Genomic DNA, 23,956 nt, shown 5'->3' on the forward strand with positions numbered 1-23,956 from the left:
CATTATAGCCAATCGGCCGATGGCATCCCTGTGGCGTCCCTTCGGAGATCGGCGCGATAATGGACACGACCTCAAACGCAACCCGACCTTCGGCAAGGAGCGCGCATGGCAGAAGCGAAGCATTTCATCGCCAACGAATGGGTATCGCCCGCAGGCGGCGACACGCTGCCCGTCATCGATCCCTCCGACGGCCAGCCGTTCGCGCGGCTCGCGCGCGGCAACGCGGCAGACGTCGATCTCGCAGTGGCCGCCGCCCGCCGCGCGTTCGAAGGTGCGTGGGGCGCCGCGAGCGCGGCCGAACGCGGTCGCGTGCTGCAACGTCTCGCGCTGCTCGTCGGCACGCGCCACGAAGAACTCGCGCAGCTCGAAGCACGCGATACCGGCAAGCCGCTCAAGCAGGCCCACGCCGACGCTGCCGCGCTCGCGCGCTACTTCGAGTTCTATGCAGGCGCCGCCGACAAACTCCACGGCGAGACACTGCCCTATCAGGCGGGCTACACGGTCCTCACGCTGCGCGAACCGCACGGCGTCACCGGCCACATCGTGCCGTGGAACTACCCGATGCAGATCTTCGGCCGCAGCGTTGGCGCTGCATTGGCCACCGGCAACGCATGCGTCGTGAAGCCCGCCGAAGATGCGTGCCTGTCGGTGCTGCGCGTAACCGAGCTTGCCGCCGAGGCGGGCCTGCCGGCCGGCGCGCTGAACATCGTGACCGGCTTCGGCCAGGAAGCCGGCGCGGCGCTGGCGCGTCATCCGGGCATCGATCACATCTCGTTCACCGGCTCACCCGACACGGGCCGGCTCGTCGCGCAGATGGCCGCCGACCACCACGTACCGGTCACGCTTGAACTCGGCGGCAAGTCGCCGCAGATCGTATTCGCCGACGCGGACCTCGACGCCGCGCTGCCGGTGCTCGTGTCGGCGATCGTGCAGAACGCGGGGCAGACGTGCTCGGCGGGTAGCCGTGTGCTGATCGAGCGCAGCATTTACGAGCCGCTGCTCGACCGGCTCGCCGGCGCGTTCCACGCGCTGCGCGTCGGGCCGTCGCAGGCGGATCTCGATTGCGGACCGCTGATCAACGCGAAGCAGCAGCAACGCGTGTGGGATTTCCTGTCCGACGCGCAGCACGACGGCATCGCGATGGCCGCGCACGGCGAAGTAATCGCCGATGCGCCGGAGACCGGCTTCTACCAGGCGCCGACCCTGCTGCGCGACGTCCCGCCGACCCACCGTCTCGCGCGCGAAGAAGTGTTCGGCCCGGTGCTCGCGGCACTGCCCTTCGCCGACGAGGACGAAGCGCTCGCGCTGGCAAACGGCACCGCGTACGGCCTCGTCGCGGGCGTGTGGACACGCGACGGCGCGCGTCAGTTGCGGGTCGCGCGACGCGTGCGGGCGGGTCAGGTGTTCATCAACAACTATGGAGCGGGTGGTGGCGTCGAGTTGCCGTTTGGTGGTGTCGGGCGCTCGGGGCATGGTCGTGAGAAAGGCTTCGAGGCACTGTACGGGTTCACTACGCTGAAGACGATCGCGATCCGGCACGGGTAGTTACGCCGCTGCGGCAACGACAACAACATCTAACCATTGGAGACACGGACATCATGCGGCTGACAGGCAAAACAGCACTCGTCACGGGCGGCGGCTCGGGTTTCGGCGAAGGCATCGCGAAGACCTATGCGCGCGAAGGCGCGAACGTCGTCGTCAACGATCTGAACGGCGCGGCAGCCGAGCGCGTCGCGAGCGAGATCGCTCTGGCGGGCGGCAAGGCGATCGCGGTCGCCGGCGACGTGACGCTTGCCGCCGACTGGCAACGCCTGCGTGCGGCAGCCATCGAAGATTTCGGCAGCGTGCAGATCGTCGTCAACAACGCGGGCACCACGCATCGAAACAAACCGGTGCTCGACGTCACCGAAAGCGAATTCGATCGCGTGTACGCAGTGAACGTGAAGAGCCTCTACTGGAGCGTGCAGGAGTTCGTCCCGTATTTCCGCGAGCGCGGCGGCGGTGTGTTCGTCAACATCGCATCGACGGCGGGCGTGCGGCCCCGGCCCGGCCTCGTCTGGTACAACGGCAGCAAGGGCGCGGTGATCGTCGCGAGCAAGGCGCTCGCGGTCGAACTTGGACCCGAGCGCATTCGTGTGAACTGCGTGAATCCGGTCATCGGCGAAACGGCGCTGCTGTCGGAATTCATGGGCGTCGAAGACACGCCCGAGAATCGCAAGCGCTTCCTCGCCGGGATTCCGCTCGGCCGTTTCTCGACGCCGCAGGACATCGCGAATGCGTGTCTGTTTCTTGCGTCCGACGAAGCTGAATTCGTGACGGGCGTGTGCCTTGAAGTGGATGGTGGGCGCTGCGTTTAACGTGCGGCCCGTGTGCGGTGCAAAGGCTCGAATTGCCGCACCGCACAGCAACCTGCTCGGTGTTTTCCCTCGGTCTGATGGTGCATCCGTAGACGCCGCACGCGACTAGAATCGCGAACGGCGGTACTTCATTTCTTCACACAAGAATTGCAACTACGTTGCATGGGACCCGAGTAAGCGCTAAAGCGCTAACTCGGGTCGACAGAGGAGACACCATGTCCAGCCCAGCAAGCCCGCTTCAGCCCTCCACCTTCGAAGAAGCCACCTACCGGAAAATCACCGCACGTCTCGCGCCGTTGCTGATGCTCTGCTACGTGGTCGCGTACCTCGACCGCGTGAACGTCGGCTTCGCGAAGCTGCAGATGACCACCGACCTGAACCTGTCGGACGCCGTCTACGGTTTTGGCGCAGGGATCTTCTTCCTCGGCTATTTCATCTTCGAGATTCCGAGCAACATCATCCTGCATCGCGTCGGCGCGCGCGTGTGGATCGCGCGGATCATGGCGTCGTGGGGCGTCGTGTCGATGCTCACAATGTTCGTCACCACGCCGACGATGTTCTACGTGATGCGCTTCCTGCTCGGCCTCGCCGAAGCGGGCTTCTTCCCCGGCATCATCCTGTATCTCACGTACTGGTACCCAGCGCACCGGCGCGGCCGGATGACGACGTGGTTCATGACGGCGATCGCGCTGTCCGGCGTGATCGGCGGTCCGATGTCGGGCTACATCCTGAAGACCTTCCACGGCGCGAACGGCTGGACGGGCTGGCAGTGGCTGTTCCTGCTCGAAGGCATTCCGTCGATCCTCGTCGGCGTGCTTGTGTTCTTCGTACTGGACGACCGCATCGCGAAAGCGAAATGGCTCACCGACGAAGAACGCACGCTGCTCGAACGCAACGTCGCCGCCGAGGAAGCCGAAAAACACGACATGCCGATCGCCACGGTCCTGTCGAGCGGGCGCGTGTGGCTGATGAGTCTGATCTACTTCTCGTTCGTGATGGGACTGTACGGCGTGAGCTTCTGGCTGCCGACGATCATCAAGGCCACCGGCGTCACCGATACGCTGACGATCGGCCTGCTCTCGGCGATCCCGTTCGCGGCCGCCGTGATCGCGATGGTGCTCGTCGCGCGCAGTGCCGACCGTCTGCGCGAGCGACGCTGGCACGTCGCGCTGCCGGCGCTGCTGGGTGCGATCGGGCTGGTGCTGTCGGTGGTGTGGGCGCACAACACGCTGCTCGCGATGACTGGCCTCACGCTCGCGACGATGGGCATCCTCACCACACTGCCGCTGTTCTGGAGTCTGCCGACCGCGTTCCTCGCGGGCACCGGCGCCGCCGCCGGCATCGCGATGATCAACTCGGTCGGCAACCTCGCGGGCTTCCTGAGTCCGTATGCGGTGGGCTGGCTCAAGCAGGCCACAGCGGCGAACGATTCGGGGATGTACATGCTTGCGGCGTTCATGATTCTCGGCGGGCTGCTTGCGGTGAGCGTGCCTGCGCGGCTCGTGAATAAATGATCTTGGCGCTGGCGACCGTAGGGCTCTGAAGTTAGTGCGGATACGTCAGAGTCCGTGCAAACACCGCCCTTTCGCGGCACAGTAATCGCATCCGGTCTGCGCCCTGCCGCAGGCTACCGTTTATCTCCACAGCACCCAAAATGTAATAACATTGTGTCTACCACGCAAATCGCGCGGTGGACACAATGTACATACGGTGCACCATGAAGACGACGATTCGCAGAATGGGCAATTCTCAGGGGATATTGATCCCCAAACCGATACTTTCCCAGCTTGGTTTTGAAGACGAGGTAGAGATGGAAGTCGTGAACGACGCGCTGGTGATCCGGCGGCCACAAAAATCGGTGCGCGAAGGCTGGGCGACTGCAAGCAGGAAACTGGCGCAAGCGGCAGATGACGCTCTGGTCATGGGTGAGTTCGGCAATGCCGATGACGCGGAGTCGACGTGGTAGTGCGTGGTGAAGTCTGGCTAGTCGCACTCGACCCCACCCTCGGCAGCGAAATCCAGAAAACGCGGCCGTGCGTGGTGGTCTCGCCACCGGAGCTGCACGATCACCTTCGCACCGTCATTGTTGCCCCGATGACCTCGAAAGGCCACGCAGCGCCCTTCCGCGTGCAGGTGACATTCAAGCGAAAGAAGGGCTTAATCTTGCTGGACCAGATCCGCACGGTCGATAAGGTACGGTTGGTCAAGAAAGAAGGCTCTGTTGCAGCCGATACTTTGCTCGACACCCTGCAGACGTTGCAGGAAGTGTTCGCCGAATGAACGGAAGAGCGCTTCGTCGGCACTGTCGATACTCATAACAACGTTCAACCACACGAGGACCGAAATGCGTCTTTTGCTTGCCCTGGTTTTGCCGTGGTTTCAGTTTTTCACGATTGGCCGTCCTTTCGCCGGAATCATCTGCCTGCTGCTTCAGCTCACACTGATTGGCTGGATCCCTGCCGCAATCTGGTCCGTCTACGCACTGAGCCAATACAAGACCGACCAGAAAATCGAGCGTGCGATGTCCGGTCGCGCCTGACCCGGCAGCACCTCACCGCAAGAGCCAATAAAAAACCCGCCGAGGCGGGTTTTTTTATCGTCTTCGAAAAGCCCTCTGCATCACATCACACCACATTCATCGCCAGCGCACTCTCGCGATAATGCAGGCTCGCCTTCTCCGTATCCCCAAGCTGTTCATGCAGACGCGCCAGCGCGCGATGCGAGCGGATCTTCAACGGCTCGTTGTCGGCGAGCTTCAACGCGGTTTCGAGGAACGACTGCGCCTTGCCCCACAGTTGCTGATGCAGACACAGCCGGCCCAGCGCGAACAACAGGTCGGCATCTTCCGGACGTTCGTTCTTCCAGCCTTCCGCCTTCTGGATCAGCGGCAACGCATCGCCGCCGGCGGTATCCGGATAGCGCCGCAACAGCCGCGCGTCCCAGTTCTGCGCCAGCGCTTCCTCGACGATCTTGCGCGCGTCCTGCGGACGGTTCAGCGCGATCAGCAGTTCGGCCGCGAGATCGGCGAGACGCGGCGAATGCCGTTCGACCGGCGTCAGCGAATGCCACAGTTCGAGTAGCGCATCGGCGTTGTGTCGACGATCGCGCAGCAGGTTTTCCGCCGCCAGCTGACGCAGTCGCACGGCCACCGCCGGATGAATCGCCTCGCGCTTCTCGAGCGTCTTCACGAGCTTGAGCACTTCGCTCCAGTTCTTCAACTGCTGCTGCGCGCGCAGCGTGATCTGCTGCGCGTGAATGCGTCGGCCGCCTTGCGATTGCATCTCCTTCAACGCGGCGAGCGCACCGTCCGCGTCGCGCGCGTCGGCGCGCATGTCGGCGGTCGCCATCAAACGTGCGTCCTGCCAGTCGGCGCCGTCGATCTGCGCGAGCCATTCGTCACGGCGCGCGTACTCGTGCATCCGGTGCGCCGCGTTCGCCGCGATCAGGCCAGCCGCGCCTTTGTTGTCGGCATTCGCGAGCGAGTCGCGCGCGGCCTTCTCGGCCCGCGAGAAACGTCCTGCATACAGATTGCCGATCGCATCGCGCAGCGCCGTGTGCGCCTTCGCGACACGCGAGCGAGCACGATACGCGGCGACGCGCCGCGGCATCTGCCACACGTTGCGCACGATACGCAGCAGTGCATACACGACGATGAACAGCACGATCACGCCGACGATAAACAGGTTCAGCGAAATGTCCACCCGATACGGCGGATAGACGAGCAGCACCTGCCCCGCGTCGAAGCGTCCGGTAATCGCGAGGACGACCGCGATCGCGAACAGAAAGGCCAGCCAGATGAGTGAGCGGATCGCCATGATCAACCCCGGCTACGGTACTGGTGCACGGCCTGCAGGCTCGTATCCAGATTCGGCAGCGCGACTGCGGCCGAGCCCGTGTCGACGTCCTTCACCAGATCGCGCACGGTCTGCGTCTCTTTCGACGACGCATCGAAGTAGCGCGCCAGCGCCGCATCAGCGGCATGCAGGTCGGACTTCAATGTGGTCTGGTTGCGCGACAGCAGCGCGAGCCGCGCGGACAGCAGACGCAGTTTCAGATTCTCGCGGATGAAGTAGCCCTGGTCCGGCGACACCAGCATCGCGTCGGCGTTATCGAGCCGGCGCACCTGCACGAGGCTCGTGAGTTGCTGGCCGATGCCGGTCGAAAACTCGCGCCACCACACTTTCCAGCGCGGCTCGCCGGTCGCGGCGGCGACCTGTGCGGTGTCGGCGGGCGTGGCCGCTTGCGGTGTCGCGTGCTTGATCGCCGCTTCGCCGGACAGCGGCAGCGTGTCGACGTGTTCGATCGCGTTGTCGAGCTTGATCGCGAGGCCGGTCAGGTCGGTGGACGGCGCGGCCTTCAGCTTGTCGATGTCCTGCGCGATCGCCTTGCGCACGGCCAGTACCTGCGCGCCGTCCGAGGCGGCGAGCCGCGTGTCCGCGCTCTGCAGTGCGAACAGCGCGAGCTGCGTGTTGCCGGTGAGCTGCAGCTGCTCGCTCGCGCTCGACAGCATCTGTCCGACTTCGGCGAGCGTCCAGTCGTCGCGATTGCGCGCGAGGTCGGAGTACTGCTGCTGCAGCGCCTGCGTCGTGGTCTGCGCGTCGGCGAGCTTGCCTTCGAGCTGCGAGATCTGCGAATCCATCTGATGCACGGTCGCGACGGCCTGCTCGGTCTTCACGCGCATGTCGGCGGTTTGCGCATCGTTGGCCTGCTGACGCTGCGTGAGTTGCTGATCGAGCCGGATCACCTTGCGGTTCAGCGCAAATCCGCCGACGCCCGCCGCGCACGCGATCACCACGACGACGAACCACAGCAGCGGGCCGCTGATGCCGCGTCGCTTCGCTTGCGCTTCGTACGGCGTGAACGGCTGATTGGGCGGCAGCGGCGCAGCCGTCTGGGAGGTGGAGTTCGTGGATGCGTTCGAATCAGTCATGCGTGAGTGAGCCCGTGAAGGAGCCGGAGTAGACGATGCCGGTTGAACAACGGAGGCAGCGGGTACAGAAGCGGGTACAGCAGAAGCTGCGAGCGAGCGCATCGTGTCGACGATCCGCGCGGCGCCCGCTCCGGACACCGTAATGCTATCAAAACCCAGTCCCCGCGCGATCTCCGCGATGCGCGGATGCGGCGCGACGAGCGACGCGCGTTTCAGACGGACGAGTTCGTCGGCAGTGAGATGCGCTTCGCCGAGCTCGACGAGATTGCGCACGCCCTCCGAACTCGTGACGAGCCACGCGTGCGCCTCACCGGCGAGCAGCGCGTGTACGCGCGCCCACGCGCCGATCGGCGGTTCGGGCACGAGGCGCCGGTACGCGGCGACCGTCTCGACTTCGGCGCCCGCTTCGCGCAGCCGGTCCGCGAGCCACTCGCGGCCGCCGTCGCCGCGCACGATCAGCACGCGTTTGCCTTCGAACGCGCGCTCGCCGAGTGTGGTTTCGAGCGATGCGTACAGTGCTTCGGAATCGAAGCGCGCCGATTCGTCGGCAGCCACCGACGGACAGATCACGCTGAATGCCGGCGCCTCGACGCCGTGCCGTGCAAGTGCCGCGACGCTACCCGGACCCACCACGCCGACCGGCAACGCATGCGGCCAGATCGCGGCGTAGCGCGCAAACGCGTGATCGACTGCATTCGGTGAGACGAAGACGACCAGTGCATAGCGATCGAGCGATGCGAGCGCGGCGCGCAATGGGCCGTCGTCGGCGACGTCGGCGATTTCGAGCAGCGGGAAGTCGAAGGTCGCGATGCCGGCTTGCGCGAGATCGGACGCGAGCGTGTCGGCATGCCCGTTGCCGTCAGTCGACGACGCCGGCAGCGGCCGCGTGAGGACGGCAGTGAACGCGGGAGCGTCCGCCGGCCGGTCGATGCGTGCGTCTGTCGGCGCGCCTGTCATTACGTATCGGCCGGGTTGTCGTGCGCACCGGCCGCATCGGCCGAAGTCGCGAGCGAACGGACGATATCGAACGCGCCCTGTGCTTCGAGCTGGCGCGCAACTTCGCTGCCGAGTTCGAGCGCGGCGGCGACGGTCGGCGCCGGCGACGACGCCTGCGCGTGCAGCATCCGCTGCCCGTCGGGCATCGCGACGATCCCGCTCAGATGCAGCGCGCCGTCGTGCCACGTCGCGTACGCGGCGAGCGGCACTTCGCAACTGCCGCCGAGGAAACGCGACACCATCCGCTCCGCTTCGACGGCGGTCGCCGTATGTTCGTGATGCAGCGGCGCGAGCCACGCAGCGAGTTCGGGACGGTCCGCGCGAATCTCGATGCCGAGCGCACCCTGCCCAGCCGCCGGCAGACAGTCCTGCGGATCGAGCAGCGCGGTGATACGCGCCTCGAGACCGAGGCGCTTCAGGCCGGCGGCAGCGAGGATGATCGCCGCGTAGTCGCCGCGGTCTAGCTTGCCGAGCCGCGTATCGAGATTGCCGCGCAGCGGCTTCACGACGAGCTCCGGATAGCGCGAACGCAGCATCGCTTCGCGGCGCAGGCTCGACGTCCCGACGACGCTCCCCGGCGGCAACGCCGACAGCGAGTCGTACTGGTTCGACACGAATGCATCGCGCGGATCTTCGCGCTCGAGGATCGTCGACAGCGCGAAGCCCGGCGGCAGTTCCATCGGCACGTCTTTCAGCGAATGCACGGCGAGATCGGCGCGGCCATCGGCGAGCGCGTTCTCGAGTTCCTTCACGAAGAGACCCTTGCCGCCGACCTTCGATAACGTGCGATCGAGAATCTGATCGCCGCGAGTCGTCAATCCGAGGATTTTTACGTCACAAGATGGATATAATTTGTGCAGCGCACACCGCACGTGTTCCGCCTGCCACATCGCAAGGCGGCTCTCGCGCGAAGCGATGACAAGGGTGAGGGGCAGCGCTGAAGGCGTCTCGGAATTCATTCCTGGGTAATCGTACGGCGTGTACGGCGGGATGTAGTAACGAACAATGTTAGCACGCGCTCCGGCCGTTCCTGCCGTGCGCGCGGCCATGCTGACCGGTGATCGAAAGGGAGGCTGCGGTTCGCCGCAGGGTGAGGTCCGGTTCCGCGCACGGTCGTTCGCGCAGGCAGCGGCCAGATCCGCGATGATGCAATGCGGCGCAACGTACGCCGCACGCGTCTCACGCTACGACCTGCCTCTCTCTTCCGCGCATCGAACCCGAAACATCGCATATCGCGCAGTCCCATCGCGCGCCATGTGCCGCAGTCCCCGCGTGTCCCCGTGTGTCGTACCAGCACAGACGCCGCGCGGTTTTGAGGTAGTCCGTGCCGGTTGCACGCCGTATGCTTGAGCCCTGCCCGCGTCTGTCTGCATCTGCCTTCGACAACGGCTCCGGCTTCGCATCATGCGGTGCCCCTACCCGGCGCGACGTTTCGCGCAGTTCGAGTACCCCAGCACTACAAGTACCACCGGTACCACTGGTACCACCCGCACCACCGCAGTCCAGCAGGAGCAGTTCATCTTCTTTTGACCCTGGCTTTCCCGAGGAAACCCATCGTGACGTCTTCCGGATCGGCGCGCCCCGCCCGCCGCAACACTGCATCGCTCAACGCTTCCGAGGCGGTCTCCGCCGCCCCTACCCGCTCGCCGAAAGACGCGCCCACCAAAGCGGCTAAAGCCGCCACCAAAGCCGTGAACAAACATAAGGGCAAGGCCACGACGGGCAAGCGCACAGCGAAAGCGGACCGGCAGACCAAGGCCGTCGCGCTCGACGCCGCGTTGAACGGCGCGACGCCGGCAGCGGCTGCACCGGCTGCCGAAAAGGCCGCATCGAAAACCGGTGGCCGCAACCGCGAAGACAAAGACCAGCCGCTCTTCCAGGACATCCGCTATCTGGGACGCCTGCTCGGCGACGTCGTGCGCGAGCAGGAAGGCGACGCGGTGTTCGACGTCGTCGAGACGATCCGTCAGACGGCCGTGCGTTTTCGTCGCGAGGATGACAGCGCCGCCGCGCAGACGCTCGAAAAGAAGCTGCGTTCGCTGTCGCCCGAGCAGACCGTCAGCGTCGTGCGCGCGTTCAGCTATTTTTCGCATCTCGCGAACATCGCCGAAGATCGCCATCGCAACCGCCGGCACCGCATTCACTCGCTGGCCGGCTCGGCATCGCAGCCGGGCACGGTCGGCCATGCGCTCGAACGGCTCGTCGAGGCCGGTAACGCCGCGACCCCGACCGTCCAGCAGTTCTTCAACGACGCGCTGATCGTGCCGGTGCTGACCGCGCACCCCACCGAGGTGCAGCGCAAGAGCATTCTCGACGCCGAGCACGACATCGCGCGGCTGCTCGCCGAACGCGACCAGCCGCTGACGGTCCGCGAACGCGCATATAACGAGTCGCTGCTGCGCGCCCGCGTCACGTCGATCTGGCAGACGCGGATGCTGCGCGACTCGCGCCTGACCGTCGCCGACGAAATCGAAAACGCGCTGTCGTACTACCGCGCGACGTTCCTCGAAGAAATCCCCGCGCTGTACGCCGACATCGAAGCCGCGCTTGCCGAGCACGGTCTGCCGACGCGACTGCCGCCGTTCTTCCAGATGGGCAGCTGGATCGGCGGCGATCGCGACGGCAACCCGAACGTGACCGCCGAAACGCTCGAACACGCGATCACCCGCCAGGCCGCGGTGATCTTCGAACACTACCTGGAACAGGTGCACAAGCTTGGCGCCGAACTGTCGGTGTCGAACCTGCTCGCCGGTTCGAGCGACGAACTGAAGGCGCTGACGGCCGCATCGCCGGACCAGTCGCCGCATCGCGTCGACGAGCCGTATCGCCGCGCGCTGATCGGCATGTATACGCGACTCGCCGCGAGCGCGCGTGTACGGCTCGGCGAAGGCAGCGTGCCGCTGCGCAGCGCGGGTCGTGGTGCCGCGCCGGTCCGCGCGAAGCCGTACGACGACGCCGCCGAATTCACCCGCGACCTGCACGTGCTGATCGACTCGCTTGCCCAGCATCACGGCGCGACGCTGGCGACGCCGCGTCTGTCGCCGCTCGCGCGCGCGTCGGAAGTGTTCGGCTTCCATCTCGCGAGCATCGATCTGCGGCAAAGCTCCGACATCCACGAAGCCGTCGTCGCCGAACTGCTGCGCGCGGCGGGCGTCGAGGCGGACTACGCATCGCTGTCCGAAGCCGACAAGCTGCGCGTGCTGCTCGCCGAACTCGCGCAGCCGCGACTGCTGCGCTCGCCGTATCTCGAATACTCGGCGCTCGCAAAAACCGAACTCGGCGTACTCGAAGAAGCCCGCACGACGCGCGAGAAATTCGGTGCGCGCGCGGTGCGCAACTACATCATCTCGCACACGGAAACGGTCAGCGATCTAGTCGAGGTGATGCTGCTGCAGAAGGAAACCGGTCTGCTGCAAGGCTGCCTCGGCAGCGCGCACGACCCGGCGCGCGCGGGCCTGATGGTGATCCCGCTGTTCGAAACGATCCCCGATCTGCGCAACGCACCGCACATCATGCGCGACCTGATCGCGCTGCCGGGCGTCGATACGCTGATCGAACACCAGGGCGGCGAGCAGGAAGTGATGCTCGGCTATTCGGACAGCAACAAGGACGGCGGTTTCCTGACGTCGAACTGGGAGCTGTATCGCGCGGAACTCGCGCTGGTATCGCTGTTCAACGAACGCGGCGTCACGCTGCGGCTGTTCCATGGACGCGGAGGCACGGTCGGCCGTGGCGGCGGTCCGACCTACCAGGCGATCCTGTCGCAGCCGCCGGGCACCGTCGACGGCCAGATCCGCCTCACCGAACAGGGCGAGGTGATCGCGAGCAAGTTCGGTAATCCGGAGATCGGCAGGCGCAATCTGGAGACGGTGATCGCCGCGACGCTCGAAGCATCGCTGCTGCCGCACGGCACCACTGCGCCGGCGCAACTGCCCGTGTACGAAGAAACGATGCAGAGCCTGTCCGATGCGGCGATGGCCGCGTATCGCGCGCTCGTCTACGAAACCCCGGGCTTCACCGACTACTTCTTCTCGTCGACGCCGATCGCCGAGATCGCCGAACTGAACATCGGTAGCCGCCCCGCTTCGCGCAAACTGCAGGATCCGAAGCAACGCAAGATCGAAGATCTGCGCGCGATTCCGTGGGGCTTCTCGTGGGGACAATGCCGGTTGCTGCTGACCGGCTGGTACGGCTTCGGTAGCGCGGTCGCCGCGCATCTCGACAGCGCACCGAGCGAAGCGGAGCGCACGCGCCGCCTCGCGCTGCTGAAGAAGATGCACAAGAGCTGGCCATTCTTCTCGAACCTGCTGTCGAACATGGACATGGTGCTCGCGAAGACCGACCTCGCGGTCGCGTCGCGCTACGCGCAACTCGTCACCGACAAGAAGCTGCGCAAGCACGTGTTCGAGCGGATCGTCGCCGAGTGGGAACGCACGTCGAAGGTGTTGTCGGAGATCACCGGCAAGAGCGAACGGTTGTCGGATAATCCGCTGCTCGCGCGTTCGATCAAGAACCGCTTCCCGTATCTCGATCCGCTGAATCACTTGCAGGTCGAACTGTTGAAGCGTCACCGTGCAGGCGATACCAACGCGCGTCTGCGGCGCGGGATTCACCTGACGATCAACGGGATTGCGGCGGGGTTGCGCAATACGGGCTAGGCATTGGCGTTCGGATGACAAAAAAAGCGGCCCCACGGGGCCGCTTTTTTATTGGATGCAACGTACGAAGCCGATCAGCCCAACGCCGCCCGTGCCGCCTTCACCGCCGCCCGCACCTGATCCGGCGCCGTACCGCCCGCATGATTGCGGCTCGCGACCGACCCTTCCAGCGTCAAATATTCGAACACGTCCTCGCCGAGCAGATGCGCGACGTTCGGCAGTTCGCTGCGCATTTCATCGAGCGACAGGTCGGCGATATCGCAGCCGCGATCGACGCAGATCCGCACCGCGTGCGCGACCGCTTCGTGCGCGTCGCGGAACGGGAGACCGCGCTTGACCAGATAGTCGGCCAGATCGGTTGCGGTCGAGAAGCCCTGCAGCGCAGCGGCACGCATCGCGTCCGGCTTCACCGTAATGCCGGCTGCCATCTCCGCGAAAATCCGCAGCGTGTCGGCGACCGTGTCGACGGTGTCGAACAGCGGTTCCTTGTCTTCCTGATTGTCCTTGTTGTACGCGAGCGGCTGGCCCTTCATCAGCGTCAGCAGCGCGATGAGGTGGCCGTTCACACGACCGGTCTTGCCGCGCGCGAGTTCGGGCACGTCCGGGTTCTTCTTCTGCGGCATGATCGACGAGCCGGTACAGAAGCGGTCCGCGAGATCGATGAAGCCGACGCGCGGGCTCATCCACAGCACGAGTTCTTCGGAGAAGCGCGACACGTGGGTCATCACGAGTGCAGCGGCCGCCGTGAATTCGATCGCGAAATCGCGATCGGAGACCGCGTCCAGCGAGTTCGCGCAGATGCCGTCGAAGCCGAGCGTCTTCGCAACCGCGTGACGGTCGATCGGATAGCTGGTGCCGGCGAGCGCCGCCGCGCCGAGCGGCAGACGGTTCACGCGCTTGCGGCAATCGATCATCCGCTCGCTGTCGCGCGAGAACATCTCGACGTACGCGAGCAGGTGATGACCGAACGTAACCGGCTGCGCGACCTGCAGATGCGTGAAGCCCGGCATGATCGTCGCCGCGTGCTGCTCGGCGAGGTCGATCAGCGCGCGGCGCAGGCCGGTCAGCAGTTCGCCGATCCGGTCGATCTCGCCGCGCAGCCACAGGCGGATGTCGGTCGCGACCTGGTCGTTGCGCGAGCGGCCCGTATGCAGACGCTTGCCCGCATCGCCGATCAGCGCGGTCAGACGCGCTTCGATGTTCAGGTGGACGTCCTCGAGATCGAGCTTCCACTCGAACTCGCCCCGCTCGATTTCGCCCTTGATCTGCGCCATCCCGCGCTGGATCGCCGCGACGTCGTCGGCGCCGATGATCTTCTGTGCAGCCAGCATCGACGCATGCGCGAGCGAGCCCTCGATATCGACGAGCGCGAGACGCTTGTCGAAGAAGACCGACGACGTATAGCGCTTGACGAGCTCCGACATCGGCTCAGAGAAGCGGGCCGACCAGGCTTCGCCTTTTTTGTGCAGTTGGGACGTCATGATGTTGGGCAGTGAACGAGCTATGAAATGGCTTGAAGCGGAGCGTGCGAAGGATTCGTATGACTTCGTCGCCCGAACCGCGGAAGTCGGTGATTTTAACACCCGGCGTGCGGCGAACCCGGCGTAGAGTCCGATCAAGTCTCGCGGATCAGCATCACGAGCTTCAGATCCTCGCGATGCGCGGGCTTGAACGTGATCTGGTCATAGACGACGCGCCCGTCGCGCGGATGATTGAACTCGCGCCGCCCGCCCTCGCGTTCGCCGACGTCCTGCGACGCCCAGAAGCGTGCGAACGCATCGCTCGACGAACTCAGCGCGTCGATCAGCGCGCGGGTCGGCGGGTCGTTCAGATGGCGGATCGAATCGGCGCGGAACTCGGCCGCGAGCCGCCGCGCGCGCACCTCCCAGTCGACGATCAGCTCGCGCGCCGCCGGCTCGGTGAACGTGAAGCGCAGCAGGTTGCGATCGTGCGCGCCGTCGAGCCAGCCGACGAACAGATCGGCCGCGCGCGCATTCCACGCGAGCGCGGTCCACTGGCGGTCGAGCACGTACGCAGGCGCATCGATCAGTTCGACTGCGTGCAGCAGCGTATCGGGCGCATCGGCCGCGCTGGAGTCCGGGCCCGCCGGATCGCGCTGCGCGGCCAGCTCAAACAGATACGCGCGCTCGGCACGCGACAATTGCAACGCGACGGCGATCCGCGCGAGCGCATCCGCCGATGCAGACACCGGCCGCCCCTGCTCGATCCACGTGTACCAGGTCGGACTCACGCCGCACAACTGTGCGACCTCTTCGCGGCGCAGGCCGGGCGTACGGCGTCGCGGGCCCGGCGGCAGCCCCGCCGCGTTCGGCGACAGACGCTCGCGATGCGCGCGGATGAAGTCGCCGAGCGCGCGCGCAGGCGTCGCGTCGAGTGGCGGAGGCGCATCGGTCGAGGCAGCGGTCACGGAAGCGGAAGCGGTGGAAGACGGCGTTCGGGTCATCGTTAGTCGGCCCGACGGACCGGACGGGTCGCAGGCGGGCGGGATGAAAAGCGGATCGCGCGATTCGTTCGACGTGTGGCGGAATCGGGCGGCATCCATTGTAGCGGCTGCACGCGCGGCTCGTACGCGAAGGTACGGGCGCAGTCGTCGCCAGACGACATGCACGCGTACTTGCGCCCTGTCGACGCGAGCCATGCACCGGCGATACGGGGTGCCCGCGCAGACGCATGCGCCGCGCTATCGGTTGCGCAATACCGATCCATGCGACGACTCCAACATGCCGCCGCCTGCGGTGCCCATCGAGCGCACGCACGAAGGCTCGCTCCCGTCGCCCAACTCGCGTTCGATTGCCGTCTGAACGCGATCTTCAATGCGATCGGCGGCGGGGAGCGGATCGCCTCGACGCCCTGCCGTTCACTGCGGTTCGCCCATCTACACGCAAGGCCGTGGAAACCCGATTGCTTAACCCTGACTGCGTGCCGTCAAACTTTGCCGCGCCGCATCCGTGATCCAGCCAATCCGGCTTAGCAAGCCTGACGCGGCCATCGGTGGCCACGGCTGCTGATGGAAGTCTTCGCAGATCCTCGCGAAGTCGTGCGAGGCCAGGTGGTGAAGACTCAGTAACCGTTTCGCCAATGTGCCAAGCACAACGGATTTCTGGATATCGGTCAACCCGTCCATGCGTTCAAGGAGCGGGGGGATGCCCTGACGGTCAATCACTTCGCTGGCACGTGTCACAACCTGCGCCGCATGCGCCCCTTCAAGGGTCGCGAGCCTGGCCTGACAGGTCTCGCGCATCGGTGAACCCCATTCATTGGTCTGCACGTACAGCTCGGCCAGGGGTTTGAATGAGGAGGTGCACTTCTGGGTCGCGTCGAACAAAAGATCGAAACTTTGCAGCCTCTCCTGCGGAGGAACGGCGTCGAGGCGTTCGCAGAGAACGGCGAGCGGATCATGACGCAAGTGCCGTGGAACGACGCGTTCCAGTTGATTCACCGCCTCACCGACCGCTCTCAGCGTGTTTGCCCGGGCAGGCGTGCCAGCGAGAGATGAAGCAGCCGCTTCACCATGGAAGATTCCGGCATAGCGGCGACTCACGAACTGCATTTGATGCGGGTCCAGATTCATTTCCTGAATCAGCTCATCCGGTAAATCGTCGAACGAGTGCGTCGGCGCTGTGCCCGCATGTGCCGCCGAAGTGGTCGCTGCCCCGCCAGCCAGGGGCAGGGGAATCTCGCCGAGCGCTGCTTTCGCCGAGCGCTCCGTCCGACCGACGTTATCTTCCCGCTCAGCGTGGATGTTCGTCACGCCGGGCGCGGGCAGACTCGGGCGGCGTACCGTCAGGCCACGGAACGTCGGGTTATCGGCCCGGATCGGGGCAGGCGTAGTGCGCGGTTGATCGGGTTCCGGGGCGGTCGTCGACGGAGCGTCTTCGGCGGAAAACGAGCGACGAGAATGGGGAACCTGAGTGGTACGCATGGGAGACTCCGGACACGATTACGAGGACGGACGCAGTAACGCTCCGTGGGGCAAAGCCGCAGTCCACCTTGACCTTGCGGCAAAGAGCGCTCTGCGGGCGTCACACGCTGAGTCAGTAGCGTACGTAACCTCGCCGGACATTGCGGACGGATTGCGAACTTGGGAGCAAAAAACGGAAGACCGTTATTGCACCGCGAGGAATCGCGATACGGCCGGGCACTGTCAATAAGCAGCGCCGATCCACGCGACGACAGAGGAAGTAATCGGCTGCGTCAATCGTTGCCGACCATCTCCGACAACCGCTTAACCGTCGCGATCCGCGCACCGATCATGTCGATCCGCGCATGCTCGTCGATAACCGGCGAGCTCGCGTCGCGGAACGCGACCCACGCGCGCTGCGCGCGTGCGAGTGTGGGCCGCGCGCGAGGCGGCATCTTCGCGTTGAGCCGGCGGGAGTAGCGATTCAGATCGAACATCGCGTGCTCGCAGCGCGCGTCGGCGGAACAGGCGCGCAGCCGGGGCGGCACGTCGCCGGTGCCTTCGAGCGCGGCCGCGCGACGCAATCCAAGCGCGCGGTCGCGCACCGGCTGCAATTGCATATCGGCCGCGTACAGCACGTACATCGAACCGCGCGTCGTCGCGAACGCTGCGTGCTGCATCTTCGCCTCGGCATCGCGCCACTGGGTCCAGCGCTTCTCGCTCGCTTCCCAGCGCGCACGACGCGGCGCCGATGCCTTCGCGAGCAGTTGCTGGTACGCCATGTCGAGCGCCGCCTGCCACGCGATGCGCGCGGTATCCGTGCACTGCACCTGTCCCGCAGTCGACGACATGTCGCCGCGCGCGAGACACGTGCGCATTGCGGTATCGATCGGATCGGCGGCTGCGACCTCCGCGTGTGCAACACGCACGCCCAGCGGCGCAACGCATAGCGCAAGCAAGGCCGCCGCAACCGCGCGACGGCCCCTGCTCATCCCGAGGTACAACATCTTCCCCATCGTCAGACGCGCACGCAATCGACGAAATACTCGATGCGGCCGTTGATCGTCTCGCCGACGAGCCCGTGAATATCCGTATGGAACCCCGGGAAGCGCTCGTTGAACTCGCGCGCGAAACGCAGGTAATTGACGATCGTCTTGTTGAAGCGCTCGCCCGGAATCAGCAGCGGAATACCCGGCGGATACGGCGTCAGCAGGATCGACGTGACGCGGCCTTCGAGTTCGTCGATAGGCACGCGATCGACCTCACGGTGGACCAGCTTCGCGTAGGCCTCGGACGGCTTCATCGCCGGCTCCATGCTCGACAGGTACATCTCGGTGGTGAGACGCGCGATGTCGTTCGCACGGTAGACGCTATGAATCTGCTCGCACAGATCGCGCAGACCCATGCGCTCGTACGCCGGATGATGCGACACGAACTCCGGCAGCACACGCCACAGCGGCTGGTTGTTGTCGTAGTCGTCCTTGAACTGCTGCAGCTCGGTGACCATCGAGTTCCAGCGGCCCTTCGTGATGCCGATCGTGAACATGATGAAGAACGAGTACAGCCCGGTCTTCTCGACGATGATCCCGTGCTCGGCCAGATACTTCGTCACGATCGCAGCCGGAATGCCTGAGTCGCCGAACTCGCCGTCCACGTCGAGCCCCGGCGTGATGATCGTCGCCTTGATCGGGTCGAGCATGTTGAAGCCTTCGGCGAGCGGACCGAAACCGTGCCACCGTTCGTTCGGCCGCAGGATCCAGTCTTCGCGCGAACCGATGCCTTCCTCGGCCAGCTCTTCCGGGCCCCAGACCTTGAAGAACCAGTCGTCGCCGTACTCGTCGTCGACCTTGCGCATCGCGCGGCGGAAGTCGAGCGCTTCGGCAATCGATTCCTCGACCAGCGCGGTGCCGCCCGGCGGCTCCATCATCGCGGCGGCGACGTCGCACGACGCGATGATCGCGTACTGCGGGCTCGTCGACGTATGCATCAGATACGCTTCGTTGAAGCGGTGCTTGTCGAACGTGCTGTTCTCGGAGTCCTGCACGACGATCTGCGATGCCTGCGAGATCCCGGCGAGCAGCTTGTGCGTCGAGTGCGTCGCGAACACGAGCGCGCCGGTGCGCGGACGGCCCGCGCCGATCGCGTGCATGTCCTGGTAGAACTCATGGAATTCGGCGTGCGGCAGCCACGCTTCGTCGAAGTGCAGCGTATCGAGCATGTCGCCGAGCAGATCCTTGATCATCTCGACGTTGTAGATCACGCCGTCGTACGTGCTCTGCGTGATCGTCAGGATGCGCGGCTTGAGGTTCGGGTTCTTCGCGAGCGCTTCGCGCGCGAACGGATTCGCCTCGATCTTGCGGCGGATGTTGTCCGGCTTGAACTCGTCGCGCGGAATCGGGCCGATGATGCCGAAGTGATTGCGCGTCGGCGTGAGGAACACGGGGATCGCGCCCATCATCGTGATCGCGTGCAGGATCGACTTGTGGCAGTTGCGGTCCACCAGCACGACGTCGCCCGGCGCGACCGTGGCGTGCCAGACGATCTTGTTCGACGTCGACGTGCCGTTCGTCACGAAGAACAGGTGATCGGCGCTGAAAATGCGCGCCGCGTTGCGCTCCGACGCCGCGATCGGACCGGTGTGGTCGAGCAGCTGGCCGAGTTCGTCGACGGCGTTGCAGACGTCCGCGCGCAGCATGTTCTCGCCGAAGAACTGGTGGAACATCTGGCCAAGCGGGTTCTTCAGGAACGCGACGCCGCCCGAGTGGCCCGGACAGTGCCACGAATACGAGCCTTCGTCCGCGTACTGCACCAGTTCCTTGAAGAACGGCGGCGAGAGCGAGTCGAGATAAACCTTCGCTTCGCGGATGATGTGGCGTGCGACGAACTCCGGCGTGTCCTCGAACATGTGGATGAAGCCGTGCAGTTCGCGCAGGATGTCGTTCGGCAGATGCCGCGACGTGCGCGTCTCGCCGTACAGGAAGATCGGAATGTCCGCGTTGCGGCGGCGCACTTCGGTCACGAACGCGCGCAGCGCGATGATCGCGGTCGCGAGTTCGGGCGTCTCGCCTTCCACGACGACATTCTCGACGTACGGCAGCAGTTCGTCGTCGTCGATCGACAGGATGAAGCACGACGCGCGGCTCGATTGCTGCGCGAACGAGCTCAGATCGCCGTAGCTCGTCAGCCCGAGGACTTCCACGCCTTCTTTTTCGATCGCTTCGGCGAGCGCCCGGATGCCGGAGCCCGAAATGTTCTCGGAGCGGAAATCTTCGTCGATGATGACGACGGGAAAACGAAACTTCATGGGCGATTCTCCAAAAAGAACGACCGCTGCTTCTGTTGCGCAGCGGTCACCCGACTAGCCGGTGAGTCAATGCGCTCGCGCGTCACGTTTTGGGTAACGTAACGCCGTGCTGACCTTGATATTTGCCGCCGCGATCTGCATAGGACACCTCGCAGACCTCGTCGCTTTCGAAAAAGAGCACCTGCGCGACGCCCTCGTTCGCGTAGATTTTCGCAGGCAAAGGTGTCGTATTCGAGAATTCGAGCGTGACATAGCCTTCCCATTCGGGTTCGAACGGCGTCACGTTGACGATGATCCCGCAGCGCGCATAGGTCGACTTGCCGAGGCAGACCGTCAGCACGCTGCGCGGAATCCGGAAGTACTCGACCGTGCGGGCCAGCGCGAACGAGTTTGGCGGGATGATGCAGACGTCGCCCCTGAAGTCGACGAACGATTTTTCGTCGAAGTTCTTCGGGTCGACGATCGTCGAATTGATGTTCGTGAAAATCTTGAATTCGTCGGCGCAGCGGATATCGTAGCCGTAGCTCGACGTGCCGTAGCTGACGATCTTGCGACCGTCCTCGGACGTGCGGACCTGATCGCGCACGAACGGCTCGATCATCTTGTGCTCCTCGGCCATGCGCCGGATCCACTTGTCGGATTTGATTGCCATAGTTGAACGCTGAACGTTGGTTGGTCGCTGCGCGGGTGACGGATGAAGCGGCGTCCGGCGCGCGGAGAAGCACGGTTGCCGGATTACCGGACGAAAGGCGGTTATTTTACGCGATCGTGCGAAAGGCGCCGGACTGGCGGGCGAAGCGCGGGTACGCAGCGCAATCGCAGATGAAACTCACTGCCGGATCGCCCCGCACGCGAGCGCCGGACCAACATTCTGCTGCGAGGACGCGTACGGATCGGTCGCATCGTGATGGACCAGCACTGAGCGTTGCAGCACCGAGCGCACGCCGTCGAGCGACACGTCCGGTGCGACGATGAAGCCGGCTGCGACGCCGTTCGCATCTGCATGGATGTTGCCGAGATCGCCCTCGACCCGCGCGCCGTTCTTCAGACGGTCGGCGGCCGGCGCAAAAATCTGGCCCGCGCTCGACCCATCGGCGGCGTTGCAGTCGCCGCGCTCGTGAACCTGCAGCGCGTGATCGCTGTTCGGCGGCAAGCCGTTGAGGTTGTACGTAACCTGCACGCCGTCCGAGCGCTCGATGAACGTCACGGTGCCGCGCGTCTGATTGCCGACGGTAGGAAGCAACTGCGCGTCGGCGCGCTTTTCCTGAGGCCGCAGAAACGTCGAGCAGCCGCACAGCAGTAACCCGCCTGCGGTCAGGATAATGAACGCATGTGCCGCGTGCCCGTCGATTCGTTTTCTCATGCGATCCTCTTGTCGGCGTCCGGCCGCCCCTGCGGCCAGTCTGCCGGACCTGATGAAGCCGACATGATACCGCGAGCGCAGGGCCATATTGACGCGTTCGGCCACCGTTGCTCGCGGGCGCGGCAAGGTACTCAGGTGTTCTGGATCACGATGCTCGGGAACTTCGAACTCATGTCGCGCGCGCGTTCGGCGATGTGGATCGCAACCTTGCGCGCAATCGACCCATAAATCTCCGCGATCCGGCCGTCCGGATCGGCGACGACGGTTGGGCGGCCCGAGTCGGTCTGTTCGCGGATAGCGATGTCGAGCGGCAGGCTGCCGAGCACCTCGACGCCGTATTCGCGCGCCATCCGCTCGCCGCCGCCGGCGCCGAACACGTGCTCTTCGTGACCGCAGTTCGAGCAGATGTGCAGGCTCATGTTCTCGACGATCCCGAGAATCGGAATGCCGACCTTCTCGAACATCTTGAGCCCCTTCTTCGCGTCGAGCAGCGCGATGTCCTGCGGCGTCGTGACGATCACCGCGCCCGTCACCGGCACGCGCTGCGACAGCGTCAGCTGGATGTCGCCGGTGCCCGGCGGCATGTCGACGATCAGATAGTCGAGATCGCGCCAGTTCGTCTGCCGCAGCAACTGCTCGAGCGCGGACGTGGCCATCGGGCCGCGCCACACCATCGGGTTGTCCTGCTCGACGAGGAAGCCGATCGAATTGGCCTGCACGCCGTGACCGGTCAGCGGATGCATCGACTGACCGTCTGGCGATTCGGGGCGGCCTTCGATGCCGAGCATCATCGGCAGCGACGGACCGTAGATGTCCGCATCGAGAATCCCGACCGACGCGCCGTCCGCTGCGAGCGCGAGCGCGAGGTTCACCGCCGTCGTGCTCTTGCCGACCCCGCCCTTGCCCGATGCGACCGCGACGATGTTCTTCACGTTCGGCAGCAGCTTCACGCCGCGCTGAACCGTATGCGCGGCGATCTGCTGCGACACCTCGACGCGCGCATCGGTCACGCCGGGCACCGCGCGCAATGCATCGGCGACCAGCGTGCGGATCGCTTCAAACTGCCGTTTGGCCGGATAGCCGAGCACCACCTCGACGCCGACAGTCGAGCCTTCGACCGTCACGTTGCGGAGGTTCTTCGCGGCGGCGAACGGCCGTCCTGTGTTGGGGTCTGCGACGGCCGCGAGGGCGGCGTCGACCAAAGCCCGATCGATGCTCATTGATACTCCGTGGGAACGGTTGCGGCGCGGCGAACTCGAACGTTTCGCCATCTGCCTGAAAGTGAAATAAATTGTTAGCCGGGATTGCGCAAAACGGGCTTGCCAGGCACCCTTTCGCGGCAGCAAGCTATGGAGCCCTGGCTCGATGGCTGCATGTGCTTCAGGCGTCATTGTAGTGGCTGGCGCCAGCCACTGCCCGAAGACCCTGTTGCACTGTCGTGCGGACGGCCGGGCTTCGTCGTCGGGCCGTACTACTCAAGAGAGGATTTAAAAATGAATGCAAAAATCATGACTCGCCTGTCGGTGTTCGCCGTTGTCGGCGCGCTGCTTGCCGGCTGCGCCACGCAGCAAGGCAATAACACCGCAGTAGGAACCGGCGTCGGCGCCGGTCTGGGCGCCGGCATCGGCGCGCTGATCGGCGGCGGTAAGGGCGCGGCGATCGGCGCAGGCGTCGGCGCAGCGGCGGGCGGCATCACCGGCTACAACTGGCAGGCGATCCGCAACAAGCTGTCGGGCGCCACCGCAGGCACCGGCACGCAGATCACCGAGCAGCCGGACGGCTCGCTGAAGCTCAACATCCCGAGCTCGGTCACGTTCGATACGAACAGCTATGCAATCAAGCCGTCGTTCCAGTCGGTGCTCGGCCAGGTCGCGGCGACGCTGAACCAGAATCCGGAAGTCATCGCCCAGGTGATCGGCTATACCGACAGCACCGGCCAGCCGGCGTACAACCAGACGCTGTCGGTGAACCGTGCGCAGAGCGTCGTGAACGCCCTCGTGCAGCAAGGCGTCGCGCAGCAACGTCTGTCGGCGGAAGGCCGCGGCGAAACCAATCCGATCGCCGACAACAACACCGACGCCGGCCGTGCGCAGAACCGCCGCGTCGAGGTGTACCTGCGCGCCACCGCGCAGCACGCGCAGTAAGCGCAGGCAAGCGCAGGCACGCAGCAACGCCTCCGGGAGCACTGCAGGAAGCCCGCCTGACCGGGCTTCCTGCGAACAACGGGACAGGCCCCATCTCGGTCCTGAAAGAGCGAGAAAAATTTTCGAACTCTCTCGAAAATCCGCTGTCTGTCTTTACGGTACGTGGCTGGCGAAGCCGCCGCGTCACCATTCTCCTCTTGTCGTTGTTGCTCCGGGGCCCAACATCGCCCCGGTTTTTTTTGCCTGTCCGTTTTGCGTTTCTGACGCACGGCTCTCGGCTTT

At 65.0% G+C, this 23,956-nt stretch carries 19 protein-coding genes; 8 read left to right on the forward strand and 11 right to left on the reverse strand.

Going from position 1 to position 23,956, the window contains the following annotated elements; genetic code table 11:
• Window positions 1-105 precede the first annotated feature (105 nt).
• The 6 genes from E1748_RS29025 (at window position 106) to E1748_RS29050 (ending at window position 4,896) form a co-directional block, all read left to right on the forward strand.
• Window positions 106-1,545, forward strand: coding sequence for an aldehyde dehydrogenase family protein (locus E1748_RS29025; protein ID WP_133650751.1), 1,440 nt, complete (start codon window positions 106-108; stop codon window positions 1,543-1,545).
• A 53-nt stretch (window positions 1,546-1,598) separates the two neighbouring features.
• The gene (locus E1748_RS29030) at window positions 1,599-2,357 is read left to right on the forward strand and encodes an SDR family oxidoreductase (protein WP_133650752.1); all 759 of its coding nucleotides are present in this window, start codon (window positions 1,599-1,601) and stop codon (window positions 2,355-2,357) included.
• A gap of 215 nt (window positions 2,358-2,572) precedes the next feature.
• Window positions 2,573-3,871: an MFS transporter gene (locus E1748_RS29035; protein WP_133650753.1), complete on the forward strand. Its 1,299-nt coding sequence runs from the start codon at window positions 2,573-2,575 to the stop codon at window positions 3,869-3,871.
• Window positions 3,872-4,074: 203 nt separating this feature from the next.
• On the forward strand, window positions 4,075-4,323 hold the full coding sequence (locus E1748_RS29040; RefSeq protein ID WP_133650754.1) for an AbrB/MazE/SpoVT family DNA-binding domain-containing protein: 249 nt from the start codon (window positions 4,075-4,077) through the stop codon (window positions 4,321-4,323).
• Window positions 4,317-4,637: a type II toxin-antitoxin system PemK/MazF family toxin gene (locus E1748_RS29045; protein ID WP_133650755.1), complete on the forward strand. Its 321-nt coding sequence runs from the start codon at window positions 4,317-4,319 to the stop codon at window positions 4,635-4,637. Before E1748_RS29040 ends, E1748_RS29045 begins: the two co-directional genes overlap by 7 nt.
• A gap of 64 nt (window positions 4,638-4,701) precedes the next feature.
• Window positions 4,702-4,896 (forward strand): YqaE/Pmp3 family membrane protein, encoded by a 195-nt coding sequence (locus tag E1748_RS29050; protein WP_133650756.1) that lies wholly within the window; start codon window positions 4,702-4,704, stop codon window positions 4,894-4,896.
• Between the two features lie 85 nt (window positions 4,897-4,981).
• Here E1748_RS29050 and E1748_RS29055 read toward each other — a convergent pair whose 3' ends face one another.
• From E1748_RS29055 to hemC, 3 genes are read right to left on the reverse strand one after another with little or no spacing between them, the layout of a single operon-like run.
• On the reverse strand, window positions 4,982-6,172 hold the full coding sequence (locus E1748_RS29055; protein WP_133650757.1) for a heme biosynthesis protein HemY: 1,191 nt from the start codon (window positions 6,170-6,172) through the stop codon (window positions 4,982-4,984).
• Between the two features lie 2 nt (window positions 6,173-6,174).
• Complete coding sequence (gene hemDX / locus E1748_RS29060; RefSeq protein ID WP_133650758.1) at window positions 6,175-8,244, reverse strand: fused uroporphyrinogen-III synthase HemD/membrane protein HemX; 2,070 nt, start codon at window positions 8,242-8,244, stop codon at window positions 6,175-6,177.
• Window positions 8,244-9,242 carry a hydroxymethylbilane synthase gene (gene hemC / locus E1748_RS29065; protein WP_133650759.1) on the reverse strand — a complete coding sequence of 333 codons (999 nt, stop codon included), beginning with the start codon at window positions 9,240-9,242 and terminating at the stop codon, window positions 8,244-8,246. The genes hemDX and hemC overlap by 1 nt, the downstream gene beginning before the upstream one ends.
• 597 nt (window positions 9,243-9,839) lie before the next feature.
• Between hemC and ppc the strand changes: the two genes are divergently transcribed.
• Complete coding sequence (gene ppc / locus E1748_RS29070; RefSeq protein ID WP_133650760.1) at window positions 9,840-12,941, forward strand: phosphoenolpyruvate carboxylase; 3,102 nt, start codon at window positions 9,840-9,842, stop codon at window positions 12,939-12,941.
• Window positions 12,942-13,015: 74 nt separating this feature from the next.
• Here the strand turns inward: ppc and argH are convergent, their stop codons facing one another.
• From argH to apbC, 8 genes are all read right to left on the reverse strand, one after another.
• On the reverse strand, window positions 13,016-14,422 hold the full coding sequence (gene argH / locus E1748_RS29075; protein WP_133650761.1) for an argininosuccinate lyase: 1,407 nt from the start codon (window positions 14,420-14,422) through the stop codon (window positions 13,016-13,018).
• A 134-nt stretch (window positions 14,423-14,556) separates the two neighbouring features.
• Complete coding sequence (locus E1748_RS29080; protein WP_133650762.1) at window positions 14,557-15,405, reverse strand: helix-turn-helix transcriptional regulator; 849 nt, start codon at window positions 15,403-15,405, stop codon at window positions 14,557-14,559.
• 462 nt (window positions 15,406-15,867) lie between these two features.
• A complete protein-coding gene (locus E1748_RS29085) occupies window positions 15,868-16,884 on the reverse strand; it encodes a hypothetical protein (RefSeq protein WP_133650763.1) in 1,017 nt (338 codons plus the stop codon).
• A 272-nt stretch (window positions 16,885-17,156) separates the two neighbouring features.
• The gene (locus E1748_RS29090; protein WP_420819363.1) at window positions 17,157-17,870 is read right to left on the reverse strand and encodes a lysozyme inhibitor LprI family protein; all 714 of its coding nucleotides are present in this window, start codon (window positions 17,868-17,870) and stop codon (window positions 17,157-17,159) included.
• 11 nt (window positions 17,871-17,881) lie between these two features.
• Window positions 17,882-20,167, reverse strand: coding sequence for an arginine/lysine/ornithine decarboxylase (locus E1748_RS29095; RefSeq protein ID WP_133650765.1), 2,286 nt, complete (start codon window positions 20,165-20,167; stop codon window positions 17,882-17,884).
• A gap of 82 nt (window positions 20,168-20,249) precedes the next feature.
• Complete coding sequence (gene dcd / locus E1748_RS29100; RefSeq protein ID WP_133650766.1) at window positions 20,250-20,819, reverse strand: dCTP deaminase; 570 nt, start codon at window positions 20,817-20,819, stop codon at window positions 20,250-20,252.
• A 177-nt stretch (window positions 20,820-20,996) separates the two neighbouring features.
• Complete coding sequence (locus E1748_RS29105) at window positions 20,997-21,530, reverse strand: superoxide dismutase family protein (RefSeq protein WP_133650767.1); 534 nt, start codon at window positions 21,528-21,530, stop codon at window positions 20,997-20,999.
• 131 nt (window positions 21,531-21,661) lie between these two features.
• Window positions 21,662-22,750 (reverse strand): iron-sulfur cluster carrier protein ApbC, encoded by a 1,089-nt coding sequence (apbC, locus tag E1748_RS29110; protein WP_133650768.1) that lies wholly within the window; start codon window positions 22,748-22,750, stop codon window positions 21,662-21,664.
• A gap of 273 nt (window positions 22,751-23,023) precedes the next feature.
• Between apbC and E1748_RS29115 the strand changes: the two genes are divergently transcribed.
• Window positions 23,024-23,674: a YiaD family glycine zipper/OmpA-like lipoprotein gene (locus tag E1748_RS29115; protein WP_133650769.1), complete on the forward strand. Its 651-nt coding sequence runs from the start codon at window positions 23,024-23,026 to the stop codon at window positions 23,672-23,674.
• The last annotated feature ends 282 nt before the right edge of the window (window positions 23,675-23,956 follow it).

It is taken from the genome of Paraburkholderia flava, from assembly GCF_004359985.1.
GTDB classification, from domain to species: Bacteria; Pseudomonadota; Gammaproteobacteria; order Burkholderiales; family Burkholderiaceae; genus Paraburkholderia; species Paraburkholderia flava.

What these genes read in the sequence shown, in the direction of transcription:
- E1748_RS29035 (WP_133650753.1), top strand. Translation starts at nt 2,573, where the DNA reads ATGTCCAGCCCAGCAAGCCCGCTTCAGCCCTCCACCTTCGAAGAAGCC.
- E1748_RS29025 (WP_133650751.1), top strand. Translation starts at nt 106, where the DNA reads ATGGCAGAAGCGAAGCATTTCATCGCCAACGAATGGGTATCGCCCGCA.
- E1748_RS29115 (WP_133650769.1), top strand. Translation starts at nt 23,024, where the DNA reads ATGAATGCAAAAATCATGACTCGCCTGTCGGTGTTCGCCGTTGTCGGC.
- E1748_RS29040 (WP_133650754.1), top strand. Translation starts at nt 4,075, where the DNA reads ATGAAGACGACGATTCGCAGAATGGGCAATTCTCAGGGGATATTGATC.
- E1748_RS29105 (WP_133650767.1), bottom strand. Translation starts at nt 21,530, where the DNA reads ATGAGAAAACGAATCGACGGGCACGCGGCACATGCGTTCATTATCCTG.
- E1748_RS29095 (WP_133650765.1), bottom strand. Translation starts at nt 20,167, where the DNA reads ATGAAGTTTCGTTTTCCCGTCGTCATCATCGACGAAGATTTCCGCTCC.
- E1748_RS29090 (WP_420819363.1), bottom strand. Translation starts at nt 17,870, where the DNA reads ATGTTGTACCTCGGGATGAGCAGGGGCCGTCGCGCGGTTGCGGCGGCC.
- E1748_RS29055 (WP_133650757.1), bottom strand. Translation starts at nt 6,172, where the DNA reads ATGGCGATCCGCTCACTCATCTGGCTGGCCTTTCTGTTCGCGATCGCG.
- apbC (WP_133650768.1), bottom strand. Translation starts at nt 22,750, where the DNA reads ATGAGCATCGATCGGGCTTTGGTCGACGCCGCCCTCGCGGCCGTCGCA.
- argH (WP_133650761.1), bottom strand. Translation starts at nt 14,422, where the DNA reads ATGACGTCCCAACTGCACAAAAAAGGCGAAGCCTGGTCGGCCCGCTTC.
- E1748_RS29050 (WP_133650756.1), top strand. Translation starts at nt 4,702, where the DNA reads ATGCGTCTTTTGCTTGCCCTGGTTTTGCCGTGGTTTCAGTTTTTCACG.
- E1748_RS29030 (WP_133650752.1), top strand. Translation starts at nt 1,599, where the DNA reads ATGCGGCTGACAGGCAAAACAGCACTCGTCACGGGCGGCGGCTCGGGT.
- dcd (WP_133650766.1), bottom strand. Translation starts at nt 20,819, where the DNA reads ATGGCAATCAAATCCGACAAGTGGATCCGGCGCATGGCCGAGGAGCAC.
- hemC (WP_133650759.1), bottom strand. Translation starts at nt 9,242, where the DNA reads ATGAATTCCGAGACGCCTTCAGCGCTGCCCCTCACCCTTGTCATCGCT.
- hemDX (WP_133650758.1), bottom strand. Translation starts at nt 8,244, where the DNA reads ATGACAGGCGCGCCGACAGACGCACGCATCGACCGGCCGGCGGACGCT.
- E1748_RS29080 (WP_133650762.1), bottom strand. Translation starts at nt 15,405, where the DNA reads ATGACCCGAACGCCGTCTTCCACCGCTTCCGCTTCCGTGACCGCTGCC.
- E1748_RS29085 (WP_133650763.1), bottom strand. Translation starts at nt 16,884, where the DNA reads ATGCGTACCACTCAGGTTCCCCATTCTCGTCGCTCGTTTTCCGCCGAA.